The 12871-nt window shown below is 42.2% G+C and carries 13 protein-coding genes; 7 read left to right on the top strand and 6 right to left on the bottom strand.

Annotated elements, in window-relative coordinates:
- The first annotated feature begins 3 nt into the window (after positions 1–3).
- The 4 genes from B9N86_RS24480 to B9N86_RS24495 are packed head-to-tail and all read left to right on the top strand — an operon-like array spanning position 4 to position 3800.
- Positions 4–708: an ABC transporter ATP-binding protein gene (locus B9N86_RS24480; protein WP_208915703.1), complete on the top strand. Its 705-nt coding sequence runs from the start codon at positions 4–6 to the stop codon at positions 706–708.
- Positions 701–1846, top strand: a complete 1146-nt coding sequence (locus B9N86_RS24485) for a hypothetical protein (protein WP_208915704.1) — start codon at positions 701–703, stop codon at positions 1844–1846. Before B9N86_RS24480 ends, B9N86_RS24485 begins: the two co-directional genes overlap by 8 nt.
- Positions 1847–1861: 15 nt before the next feature.
- A complete protein-coding gene (locus B9N86_RS24490; RefSeq protein ID WP_208915705.1) occupies positions 1862–3040 on the top strand; it encodes a sensor histidine kinase in 1179 nt (392 codons plus the stop codon).
- 13 nt (positions 3041–3053) lie between these two features.
- Positions 3054–3800: a LytR/AlgR family response regulator transcription factor gene (locus B9N86_RS24495; protein WP_208915706.1), complete on the top strand. Its 747-nt coding sequence runs from the start codon at positions 3054–3056 to the stop codon at positions 3798–3800.
- Positions 3801–4249: 449 nt separating this feature from the next.
- Here B9N86_RS24495 and B9N86_RS24500 read toward each other — a convergent pair whose 3' ends face one another.
- From B9N86_RS24500 to B9N86_RS24525, 6 genes are all read right to left on the bottom strand, one after another.
- Positions 4250–4762: a DUF4241 domain-containing protein gene (locus B9N86_RS24500; protein ID WP_208915707.1), complete on the bottom strand. Its 513-nt coding sequence runs from the start codon at positions 4760–4762 to the stop codon at positions 4250–4252.
- Positions 4763–4901: 139 nt separating this feature from the next.
- Positions 4902–5819, bottom strand: coding sequence for a lipoate--protein ligase (gene lplA, locus B9N86_RS24505; protein WP_208915708.1), 918 nt, complete (start codon positions 5817–5819; stop codon positions 4902–4904).
- On the bottom strand, positions 5812–7506 hold the full coding sequence (gene lpdA / locus B9N86_RS24510; protein ID WP_208915709.1) for a dihydrolipoyl dehydrogenase: 1695 nt from the start codon (positions 7504–7506) through the stop codon (positions 5812–5814). Before lpdA ends, lplA begins: the two co-directional genes overlap by 8 nt.
- 95 nt (positions 7507–7601) lie before the next feature.
- A complete protein-coding gene (locus B9N86_RS24515; protein WP_208915710.1) occupies positions 7602–7955 on the bottom strand; it encodes a carboxymuconolactone decarboxylase family protein in 354 nt (117 codons plus the stop codon).
- A 132-nt stretch (positions 7956–8087) separates the two neighbouring features.
- Positions 8088–8519, bottom strand: coding sequence for a MarR family winged helix-turn-helix transcriptional regulator (locus B9N86_RS24520; protein ID WP_208915711.1), 432 nt, complete (start codon positions 8517–8519; stop codon positions 8088–8090).
- A gap of 136 nt (positions 8520–8655) precedes the next feature.
- Positions 8656–9225, bottom strand: coding sequence for an SF0329 family protein (locus tag B9N86_RS24525; RefSeq protein WP_208915712.1), 570 nt, complete (start codon positions 9223–9225; stop codon positions 8656–8658).
- Positions 9226–9671: 446 nt separating this feature from the next.
- Between B9N86_RS24525 and guaD the strand changes: the two genes are divergently transcribed.
- The 3 genes from guaD to scfA all read left to right on the top strand — a co-directional run bounded on the left by guaD (position 9672) and on the right by scfA (position 12811).
- The gene (gene guaD, locus B9N86_RS24530) at positions 9672–11036 is read left to right on the top strand and encodes a guanine deaminase (protein WP_208915713.1); all 1365 of its coding nucleotides are present in this window, start codon (positions 9672–9674) and stop codon (positions 11034–11036) included.
- A gap of 40 nt (positions 11037–11076) precedes the next feature.
- Complete coding sequence (locus tag B9N86_RS24535) at positions 11077–12429, top strand: uracil-xanthine permease family protein (RefSeq protein ID WP_208915714.1); 1353 nt, start codon at positions 11077–11079, stop codon at positions 12427–12429.
- A 232-nt stretch (positions 12430–12661) separates the two neighbouring features.
- On the top strand, positions 12662–12811 hold the full coding sequence (gene scfA / locus B9N86_RS24540; protein WP_208915715.1) for a six-cysteine ranthipeptide SCIFF: 150 nt from the start codon (positions 12662–12664) through the stop codon (positions 12809–12811).
- Positions 12812–12871 lie beyond the last annotated feature (60 nt).

Raw genomic sequence — 12871 nt, forward strand, 5'->3', positions numbered from 1 at the left:
GGTATGATATTAGAAGTGAATCATGTGAACGGCTGGTATACGAAGGATAAACACATTATCGAAGATGTTCATTTTCAAGTTGAAGCGGGCAAAATTTACGCCTTGCTCGGCACCAACGGTGCTGGCAAAACAACCCTGCTCCATATCCTCACATCCATCCATAGCCAATATAGCGGAGAAATTTATGTATGCGGCGAGAAGCTGACACCTGACAATATTGTACGGCTGAAGCAGCAACGATATTTTATCCCGGATCATCCGGACTTGTTCGATGAAATGTCGCCGCTAGCCTTTATGGAATTTGTGCACGGGTTATACGGTAAAACATTCGATATACAGAGATTTCAACAATTGTGCGGGGCATTCGCCTTTGAGACATACGTCCATCAGAAGATTAGCACCTTGTCGCTAGGCAACAGACAGAAGACGGCTTTAATCAACGGACTGCTGCTCCAATGTCCCTTGCTCATTATGGACGAGCCGCTGGTCGGTCTGGACGTCGTGGCCATCGAAACGTTCTATCAAGAGCTGCGGGCATATGTGGCGCAAGGGAATTCTGCACTTCTATCCACGCACTTGTTCCAAGTAGTCGACAGTGTGTGTGATGAAGCCTTTATTCTTCATCAAGGAAAAATAAAAGATCATGTAGTGGTTAATAAGCAGCGTTCGATGAAAGAGACGTTCTTTCGGGTGATTGAACATGAATAGCGCAGGAGCCGTGTTTCGAGTTTTTTGGCTTGATGAAACCAAGGATAAAAAATGGACGCGAGAAATAATAGCTATAGCTGCCATTATGACAATCATCATGTTCGTCATTCCTGCTTCTTACACAACCCTCAGCGTCCATTCGCTTGGCAATCTGCTTAAGGGAGCGATGACCGTTACCTTGTATTTATCCATCCTATCCGCTATATCCCTGATGCGAGACCGGAGATACAAGCTGCTGCATTCCCTTCCGATCGGCAAAAACATGTTCATCTTCCTCTATGCTCTCGTTGTATTTATAAAGAACTATGCGCTAAGAGTAATGCCCATCGTCCTGTCTGTGCTGACCGTGAGCTGCCATCATGATCAGCTGACATTCTTTCAAAGTGTTCTGGCGGCAATTGGGTTTGCCATAGCAGGACTAGCTGCATCGTTATGTGGAATCGGAGCCATCATCTTTGCCTATGATCGTAACTACCTGCAGTTCAAAACAAGACGCTCCAGGATAAAGTTTAACTGGCTCAAAAGGGAGTTCGTTAGATTTGCAAGTGACAAGGTAATATTCATTAACCACGTTGGATACTCGCTTTTTATTATCTTTTTCATCGTCAACGCGATCATGGTATCCGATGTGACAGGTGGATTTTTACTGTTTATCTTAAGCCTGTTGTCTACTTGCTCCACACCCAGTGTATTATTTTCATATGAAAAGCCCTATCGCAATCTGCTGCTAACGCTGCCTGTCTCCTTGAAAAGCTTGTTTTGGAGCAAATATGGCTTCAGTATCGCGATAACATTGCCGCTGTATGCCGTTGCCTACACGATCGTTCACATCTCCAACCCTGAGATGTATAAGCTGGATTTGCTCGTTCTCATGCTATGTTCGCTAGGATTGACTACATTCATCAAGCTATACTTTGATTACAAGCGGCCAAATGACAGCTGGAGCCACAGCCGCCAAATGTTCGAGCATAAGCGAAAATATAAGATTTGGGCCATGTCAATGTCCGTGTCAGTAACATGGATGCTATACTTATATGTAAACCTAGCAGCAATAATCGCATTACAGCTGCTCTTGACTAAGGTCTTCCTGTACGTAATAAAGAAGGAAGACCCCAGTCAACGCATCTTAGAAAGGTGAAGCCGGTGATGTGACATGGATATAAGTACAGCTTGGATCGTCATATTCTTCTTTGTTCTCTTATATACACGGACGAAAGACATGCTAGCATCGCTATTATTTGGTGTGCTCAACTACGTGAATTTCCTGTTTGCCATGCAGATAAGCCAGATTATATGGAGCGATATGCTGAACATCAGGAAACCAATGATCGAGCAGATATTCCTGTTCGCATTCATCGGGGTAGTGGCGTATCTGATCGGCAAATTATTTTCAGATCATACGAAGCGTAACCGTCAGAGCATGCAGCATGTTTTTTCCTTACGGCAGCGCATATTTGTCTTGTTCGGCAATATGTGCATGGTGATGGGAGGGATATACCTTTCCCTTATCTTTTACCGGGACGCTTCCGGTATGCAAGAAATCCTCCTGCACAGTCTGCTGCTCGCCGTATATATCGCGGTCATTTTCTTTAGCCATTGGCTGTATACGTATACGCTCAAAAAGGAAATGGAGAAGCTGCAGATGGAGCAGGAAGTGGGACAACTAGAGAAATACGCGGCTTCCCTGGAAGACGTGCTGCAGGACATGCGCACATTCAAGCACGACTATGCCAACATTTTATCCTCTTTGCAAGGATTCATTGAGGACGAGAACTATTCGGAGTTAAAGCGATACTTCCATCATGACGTTTGTACGTATTCCAATAAGCTGTTCCAAATCAATACGAGACTGTCGCTGCTGGGACATGTGAAGATTGCGCCTCTCAAAGGGATTCTCTCATCCAAAATGGTAAAAGCCCACGCAGAGCAGATTGACGTATTTATCGATATTGCAGAGGATGTACATGAAGTAGCAATGTCAACGCTCGATCTATGCAGAATTATCGGAATATTGCTAGATAATGCAATCGAGGCAGCTTTGGAAACGCCGCAGCCGAGAATTGAGCTTGGGATCGTGCCCGTAAAAGATTCGACTCTATTCATTATTAAAAATAGTTGTTCCCAGCATGTGCCGCCAATCTATAAAATGTTCGAATATGGCTTTTCCACGAAAGGAAACAATCGGGGCATTGGTCTGCCCAATGTTAGGGAGTTAATCGACTGCAAATATCCCCATGCGAATCTTAATACCGAGATTGATCCCGAAGCAATGACATTCATGCAAGAACTAACCATTAAGCATGTCCAACACAGAAGTACGAAATTAGGATGAAGGTGATTCCCAGATGTTGAAAGTCTATATCTGTGAAGATAACAAACAGCAGCGAGAACAGATCGAGCGAATCGTGAAGCATTCGATCATCAAGCAGAAGCTAGATATGAAGGTGGCTTTGGCTACGGGTGATTATCAGGATATTGTGGATCAGCCGCAACATGAAGGCGGCCGCTATCTTTTTATGTTGGATATTGATCTTAAAGCCGACATGAACGGAATTCAACTGGCTGGAATACTAAGGGACAGCTATCCGGACTGCTTCATCGTATTTGTGACCACCCATTCGGAGCTGAGCTATCTGACTTTCCAGTACAAGGTGGAAGCTTTCGACTTTATTATGAAAGACAATCCGGAACAATTTCTATTACGGGTCGATGAATGTCTCCGCAAGGCGTATGAACGTCATTTGAAAAAGGGTAGAGACACTCGAAAGATGACCATTGAAACGGAAGAATCGATTATTAACGTCAAACACGAGGATGTTTTGTTTTTCGAAACCTCTTCCTCGCCGCACAAAATCAAGCTGCATGAGCAGTATCGGCAGATCGAGTTCTATGGAACATTAAAAGAGCTTGAAAAGCAGCTAGATGATCGCTTTTTCCGCTGCCATAAGGCATACATCGTTAATCTGCACAATATTAAAGAGATCGACAAACAGAATCGGGCTGTTCATATGATCAACGGCGAGACATGCTACGTCTCCTTTAGATACTACAATGGGCTGGTCAAAGCTTTGATGAACAGGAATGGAAGGTAAGTCCCTTATACGGATTAAATTCATCCGATACTGTTATACGAGAGAAATATAAAAAGCAGGGTATATTAAACTCCCTGCTTTAATCTTTTCTATAAATTTATACGGTCTTGGTTGTTTACCGATCCGATCTACTACACTTCTCATACTGACAGAATAGTATCTATTGGAGCTAGCGGTCTAACAATTAAATCGAGTATACCCAATGAATCGTCATCTTGCAGTTCAATCGCCAATCCAAGAGTCACATAGAGATTAACGACATCCATTATATTTCTGGGGTATTATCAGGGGTGCCCCAGACACGCACGCCGTCAATATTTTGATAAGCCATATGATATTCTACTCCTGTATTTCACTTATTAAAAACCGCAGATTTTTATAAGGCTAAAAAAGACTATGCTAAATAAAGTCCCCTAGAAGAGACAATGGAAAAACCATTTGGACGCCAACTAACTCTTAATAAACACAATTTTCACGCCTACGACCTGATCCTGTGCATTGACAGCCTTATACACGCCATACGCACCATCGCCCATGCCGCTACGAGAAACAACGCCACCATCCAGGACACCCGCTTCCTCCCCGCTCTCGGTTACATCACAGCAGGCGTAATACCATTCCGTATCGGTATCCGAACTTTCGTGTGGCGCATTCGTATCGGGTATTCTATATTTTTGGATGTCAAAAATCCCGGCCTGACCGCTATCCACCCCAGCCACAAAAGGACATTTGATCCATTCCAGATATGCCCCCTGCTCGGCCACAGAGTAATGGTAAGCCGTCAACTTTGCGTTGGCTTCGCCCCAGTCGCGAACTTCAACTTTCTCCACTTCCCCAATCCACGTTCCATTTAATACAGCTTCCAACACCCCCATGATGATGCTCGTATCCAATTCGTAACAGGGATCGGCTACAACCAATTGTCCGGACTTCACTTCAAACTTGCCAAGTTGAATGATCAATGAGGAGACCTCCAATCATGCGTAAATTTAAGTCTATTCTATCACGCGTGATGGGACGGAATCACAAAAAACTGACACCGATTCAGTATCGGCGCCAGTTTGCTATCTATTTTTTTATTGTCCACTAAATGGGGGCTGCTTACAGAGCAAGAAGCAACAAATCTTTTTCAATTACTTCCTTAAAATCCATACCAATAAAACGGTTTTCAACTGCGCGAAAATCCAAAATAGAGATGCTATCAGAAAAAATCTTCAGCTCTTTGACAAGCCCATGTTCAACTTGGAAAAAGGCCTGGATGTTGCCTGATGAAGTCCTTTTCTCAATAGACGCGTTATATACAGGACTCTCCCCATAAATCCATCGATCATCCATATATTTCTTAATAAAGTCAGGCGATTTCTCTTGCCGGTTATACTTTACCAAGAAGGAGTTTTCACCGTAAATTTCCCTAAAACTGTCAATCAGCGCTTCGGAAAGGCTGGAAATTGTGATTTCATCGTTTAGTTTCTTCAGATTGACGACCCGGCTTTTGACCGAGGTGATTCCTTTGGATTCCAGCTTGAGTTTGGATGGTTTCAGCACTTTAGCAAGCATAGTCAAGTCCACGTCTACCATCATGGTTCCATGATGAAATGCATTCCCGTCTTCTTCATAAAAGGCATGACCGGAGAATTTTTTACCTTCATGGGTCAAATCATTTCTACCGGACCGAACCACTTGAAGACCAAAACGCTCGACAGCTTTTTGGAGTACTGCTATTTGTTTAGTCAAATCTTCTTCTGACTTCTTACATACAAAAGTGAAGTTTAGATTCCCTAGATCGTGGTAAACTGCTCCACCACCCGAAATTCGTCTCGCAATTTTGCCTCCACTTCGCTTGATTTGCTCGATATCACACTCGATATACGGGTTCTGATTTCTACCGATAACGACTGTTTTTTCATTTTGCCAAAGGTATAGTGTCACTTCACCCTGCCGTGCGTTTCTAAACAGCTCCTCTTCCAAAGCCAGATTGAAATAAGGATCGTGTTCCTGAGAAATCACGATTTTATTCATGGTAATGAAGCGCTCCAATACCTAAGCCTAATGCCGCTTCGTGGATGGCTTCGCCAGTCGTGGGATGAGCGAAAATCGTATGTATAATCTCATCCTCTGAGATCCCATTATTGATGATTACAGTAAGTGTACTGATCAAAGCGGAAGCCTCAGGACCGATTATGGAAGCACCGACGATTTTACCGTTGTCGATATTTTTAATTAATTTGACAAACCCTTTATCTTCTCTCATCGTTAACGCTTTCCCATTAGCCTGGAAAGGGAATTTACTGATCGTAATTTTCATCTTTTGACGCAGTGCTTGTTGTTCTGTCAGTCCAACGGATGCAATCTCAGGTGAAGTGAAGATAACGTTTGGTACCATATCGTAATTTAAGGTCGAAGATTTTCCTAATATATGGTCTATAGCTGCTGTTCCTTCATGGGAAGCAACATGAGCCAACTGAATGCGATTGGTGACATCGCCGATAGCATAAATATGATCTACAGATGTCTGCAAATGTTCATTAACGGCAATGCCTTTTCCGTTTTCATTTAGCGTAACGCCAGCTTTATCAATATCCAATCCTTCGAGGTTTGGCTCTCTTCCAATGGCGACCAGAACTTTTTCACTTGTCATAAACATTTCAGTATCATCTTTTTCAAAAATGACGACCGCGTTGCCGTTCTGATCTTTTTCGATTCGAGTTACTCTCGCTCCAGTATGAACGCGAATTCCGCGCTCAGCGGCGATGTTTCTGATTTCTTCCGAAACGTCCTCATCCACCATAGTCAAAAGCCGGTCACAATATTCGATGACGTTGACCTCGATCCCGAAATTGGAGTAGATAAAGGCAAATTCCATACCGATGACACCGCCGCCAATAATGGTGATCGATTTAAAATTCTCCTTCTGCTGCAGCGCCGATGTACTGTTCAAGACAAAATCATGTTCGACACCCGGCAGATTGATTTTCGAAATTTTTGAGCCTGTAGCAATTAGCGTATTGGTCGCTTGAATGGTATATTCGTCTTTCCTGTTTTTGACCAGTACCTGCTTGTTGTCTATAAAAGATGCACTTCCTCGGATCACTCTTACTCCGTTTTTCTCCAGCAGGTAGTCGATTCCCGAAACAAGCGTATCTTTGATTTTATCTTTTTTCTCGATGACCTTAGCCATCTCCACTTGAATGTGTTCAGCGGTAATTCCGAAATCTTCTGCATTCTTAAAATTATGGAATACTTCTGAAGATCGGATCAAAGCTTTAGTAGGAATACAGCCCACGTTAAGGCAAGTTCCGCCAAGCTTCTCTTTTTCCACGATAACCGTCTTTAGGCCATGTTTCGCTGCATAAATAGCGGCTACATATCCTCCAGGTCCTGCACCGATCACTAGAACATCGGCCTCCACCCGTTCCTTTTTGCCATGAACCAGCCCAGAAAAATAATCCAGTTTAGGTTTGGCAGGTTCTGTCTGATCGGTAGTCATTTTAAACATTACATGACCAATCCCGATTTCCTGACCTTCTGAAACCATAATTTCGTCGATTTTACCAGCGTATTTAGATTTGAAAGGGGTATTGCCCTTTTTGCTTTCTAATTGCAATAGTTGTTGTCCAACCTCAACTTGATCCCCAACGGATACATTAATTTTTCCGATTTTCGATTTCTTCTCATGTCCGGAAAGCTGTTCAAGTTTAATCTCCAAAAGAGATGCCTCCTTTAGTTCATCTAGGTTGTTATCCGCAAGGTCTGCTTGTTAAAGCAGACCTCCCATGTTCAGTAAAGCTGCTCTTGTAATTGTTATTTGAAGTCTTTCTCAAATTCGTCAATAGAGTCCTTAAGCAAAGTGACAGAGTAGGCCATGCTCGGACCTCCGCCAAACGCTACTGCCACCATCGCTGCTTCGATAATTTGCTCACGTGTCGCGCCAGCTTCAAGAGCTTTGTAAACGTGAAAAACGATACAGTACTCGCAACGGTTGTAAGCGGCAACGCCGATACTTATCAGTTCTTTCGTTTTTGTATCGAGAGCTCCCTCTGAATAGGTCGTTCCCAGCAAATTCATAAACGCGTTTACGTGTTCACCATTGGTTTCAGACAGGGTGGCTAGTCCATTTGTGAAATCATTCAACATTTCTCTCACATCTTTTTTCATCTTCGTCTCTCCTCTTGATTAATTGTGAAATAATTCACTTTTGTTCTCGAAAAATTAACTTTACACTGCAATGGTTGCTATGTAAAGTATATGTGTATAAAGTATCACTTAGCTAGAATAATGTCAAATCAATTAGTTGTTTTTCGACAAATTCCGAACCATTTTATTGAGCACTTCTTTAAAAATAGATAACTCCTCCTGTGAAATGTTTTGAGTAGCTTCATTATGAAAAGATTGACCAAAAGGAAGCAATTCTTCTCTCAGCGTTTCACCTAGCGGTGTCAATCGAACTCTGGTAATCCTTCTGTCTTTAACGTCTCTGATTCTATAACATAAATTCTCTTTTTCCATGCGATCCATAAGTCTGGCAATTGAGGACTCCTGCACATTCATTTTTTGAGACAATTCCTTTTGGATAATTCCATCCTTCTCTCCGATGAAATAAAGAGCCATCCACTGTACTCGGGTCGTACCACTATTCTCTAATCTATTGTTAAATTCATCAATTATTTTTTTGGAAGCTGTATTCGTAATAAAACAGATGCAATCGTTCAGATCAAACATAAAATTCTCCTTTCACTGCATTAGCGGTTAAGAATGAATTATAACATAAGAACGGTTTTCATCGATACAAAGCTGTCAGCAAGTATATGTTCTCATGAAAAAACCTCCCGATTGGAGGTCAATGAGTTATTTATTTTCATAACGTACTAAGCCGTAGTTCATAGAAATACTGCACACTTGGATGCTTTAACTTCATCATCTCGCTCATGTTTAAAATTCGCTTTTTTCCAACTCGTCTGTCCACCAAAGCTAGAATATTCAATAAGATATCATTACTCTCTATGCTTTCCTCTATTGAAATGGATAAAAATTTATTAGCTACAACGATAAAATTTGATTTACTTAATGTTGACTGTGCTGACAAAAGCCCCTTCGCATGTTCTGATATTTTTCTACTTCTTGCAATTACTTTTAAACGATCCTCCGGAACTGTCCCCTTGGTATCTTTTCTGACCGCTTCAATTTCTTCATTGCTGATAGGAATTTGGATATCTGAATCATTCTTAATTTCCAGCTCCGTCTGATACCATCTGATTAAGGTAGTTGTATCACTCATATTGAGTACGTTTTTTTTATCTACCGTAATATAACAAAGTCCTGCTTTATCTGGTGAATAACGGTAGCTGGTTGCACGGTATTCGACCCTTCCATATAACGCAGGACAGAGAAAACTCTCCAGTTGTTGCTTCAATTTGCTCCAGGACATATATCCTCCTATGTACTATAATAGCCTCTCGGCATTCGCCGAGGCCGATGGGACAAGGGTTCCCTCATCTCATCAAACGTACCTTCCTCCTACTTCGTAGGGGGATTTTTTAAAGTCCTTTAGTCGAAAAACCCGAAATGAAAAACGTGCTGAAAATGTAATTTTAAGGACGGTTATTAACATAAAAAATCCTTGTTATTAGGGGCGCAGGTAGTCCTGTCCAAATCCTACTAACTAAGGAGTTCGCATGGACAAGAATATCATAAAATCCACATTTATGGAATCGTTTTTACCAACCAGCAAGGTACACGGTTTGCTACCCGATTAAAGGCCATTGCGATTATTGCAAAAACTTGTACATATTCGTTTTTTTATTATAGACTTATCATTTTCGACAGATTATAATAACGAATACACTCCAAAAAACGAACATTAAGGAGATACTCATGTATAAATATATGCAATTATTTCAAGGAACTTCTTTTTCGAGCAAATCCTCCAAAGAAATTCAAATATTAAAAAACTATCTTTTTTGTATCAATGCGGACGGCATGATTGAGCAAGTCGTGGCGCCAGAAGACGCCGAATATCAATCCTTGCTGGATACGTACCAAGGCAGCGACAACTTTCATCGTTTAGAGGAAGGTCAGTATTTCTTGCCTGGTTTTGTCGACTTGCATGTTCATGCCCCGCAGTGGGCTCAATCTGGAACCGCACTAGACATCCCACTCTATGATTGGTTAAACACCTATACCTTCCCACTGGAGTCTAAATTCTCAGACTTAGATTTTGCAAAAAAGGTATACGATGAAGTGGTAAGCACCTTACTGGCAAACGGAACAACAACAGCACTTTATTTTGCAACGGTGCATAAAGAAGCAAGCTTGTTGTTAGCAGAAATATGTGCAAATAAAGGCCAACGTGGACTCGTTGGGAAGGTAGTCATGGACGATCCCGAGCAAAATCCAGAATACTATCGCGATGCTGACACCAAAGCGGCACTTGCAGATACGGAAGAATTTATTATCGCGGTACAAGAATTAGCTAAATCCACGAAACAAGGCGTGTATCCCGTAGTAACACCAAGATTCATTCCAAGTTGTACAGATGAAGGCCTAAAGGGCTTGGGGGAACTGGCGGCTAAATACGATACGTATGTTCAATCCCACTGTAGTGAAAGTGATTGGGCTCACGGTTATGTACAAGATCGATATAACAAGAACGATGCTTTTGCGCTGCATGATTTTGGCCTATTGCGTGATAAATCGGTCATGGCACATTGTAACTTCCTAGATGATCCTGATGTCGATTTATTTGCTCAAACCGGAACCGCTATCGCTCATTGTCCTGTATCAAACGCGTATTTCGCCAACAGTGTCATTCCAGTCGCTCATATCCATTCCAAAGGTGTTGAGATTGGCTTAGGGTCTGATATTTCCGGAGGCTTCTCACCGAGTCTATTCGATAATATAAGACAAGCTGTAATCTCTTCAAGAATGCTCGAGGATGGCGTTAACACCTCTCTTCCTGCCGAAGAGCGTGGTGTACCAGGATCACGCATTACGATACATGAAGCATTCTATCTTGCTACTGCTGGCGGTGGGGAAAGCTTGAGCTTGCCTATCGGTCGTATTCAAGAAAATTATACGTGGGATGTACAGGTTATCGATACGAAATGTCCATCAGCCAAACTGCCGATCTTTGATGAGAATGAAGATTTACAAGATATTTTCCAGAAAATCATGTATCTTGTCAGACCTGAGCATATCCGCGAAGTCTGGGTACAAGGTGAAAAGGTTCATTCACGTTAAGATATAGAAATTAATTTGAAAATTCGAGGTGTGCATCTGAGTGAAAACACAAGCAGACAAGCAAGATAACGCGCAAACACAATCACAGCATTTAACGGTTCTGCCCGAAGACAAACTATCATTCGGAAAATCGGCAGTCCTAGGCTTACAGCATGTATTAGCGATGGACGTTTATGTCGTTCCTTTCCTGATTGCCATGTTAATTGGCTTACAACCCAATCAATCGAGCGCATTAATTCAATCCACATTTATTGCTGCTGGGCTTGCAACGATTGTCCAAACTTATTTCTGTATGAAGCTGCCTATGGCGCAAGGTCCTTCTTATGTTCCGCTCGGTGCGATTGTCACGATCTATGCCGCTAGTGGTGGTGGAGAACTAGGTTGGAGTTCTGTGTTAGGTGCCAGCTTAATTGGTGCGATCCTCGTTATTATTTTGGGCTATACTGGAGTATTCAATAAAATAGTTAAATCATTTATCCCTCCCATTGTAGGGGGAACGATTATCTTCATTGTAGGTCTTTCTTTATTGCCTGTTGCGATCAGAGACAATATTTATGGCGCCACTGACGCTACAATCAATCAAAATGTGTTATTAGCGCTTATTTCAGCTGCTGTGCTCATTATTTTCGTGATCCTAGGCTCTTTGTTCCGTAATAAAGGATCGATATTCCGAATTACTTCCGTGATGATCGCGTTAATTGTCGGATGTATTTCTGCACAATTTATGGGTGTCTTGGATTTCTCAGCTGTTCAAAATGCCCAGTGGTTTAGCATGCCGCGGATTCCTTTTAAAGATTTCGGCTTTTCTTTCGACTTTTCTGCTATTATCACCATGGTCATTATTTATCTCGTACTGCTGGCTGAAACAACAGGTACGTGGTTTGCTATCAGCAACGTAATCGATAAGCCGTTAACGGATAAAAATATTAACCAAGGTGTTGTTGGAGAAGGGATTAGCTGTCTTATAGCTGCTGGACTCGGTTCAACTCCGGTTACAGGCTATTCCACAAATGCAGGTATTATTTCCATCACAGGTATCGCGAGCCGACGAGTCTTTCTTGCAGTAGGAGGATGGTTTGTCCTCTTCGGCTGTTCAGGAAAATTAGCAACTTTAATCTCTTCGATTCCAACAGCTGTCATCGGCGGCGTGTTCGCTATCGTCTGCGGTATCATCTCAATTAACGGTATCCAGGTCATGAAAAACGAAACGATTGGCGAAAAAGAAATGTACATTATCGCAATACCGATGATTTTAACACTAGCGCTAGTGCTCATTCCTAAAGACTTCCTCTATACTCTGCCTACTTTCGTGCAATATCTATTGGGTTCACCTATTCTAGCTGCTTCGCTTGCAGCGATCTTGTTGAATAAGCTGTTGCCAAGCAGGAAGTAGGTTGTAGAGCTAGGGTATTGTTGCACTGATTCTAAATCTCTCCACACTGGATGAGTACTGGCGGTAGGTAGGTCTATTTTGTAGTAATCTGCTTTTTGAGTTGATCCAGTGTGACCTATTTGATTGATGTACATCCGAAGTAATTGCTACCATGTTCAAAGAAGTAGAGTGAATTCATTCACAATATTATCTTGTATTGTTGAACTAATGAAATGGCAGAGGAGTTATTCAAATGAAAAGAATCGTAACACTGAGTACCCGCAAACTGATGGATACCGCAAAACACGGCGGATGTGGCGCATGCCAAACATCTTGCCAGTCCGCTTGTAAGACTTCCTGCGGCGTTGCCAACCAGCGCTGTGAAAACCCAATGAACAAATAGGATTCGAAAATGTTCACCGCCCACTGCTCTGTAGATGGGCGTCTATTTTTTAACCGGTCT

It is taken from the genome of Paenibacillus uliginis N3/975 (genome assembly GCF_900177425.1).
Classification (GTDB): Bacteria; Bacillota; Bacilli; order Paenibacillales; family Paenibacillaceae; genus Paenibacillus_AQ; species Paenibacillus_AQ uliginis.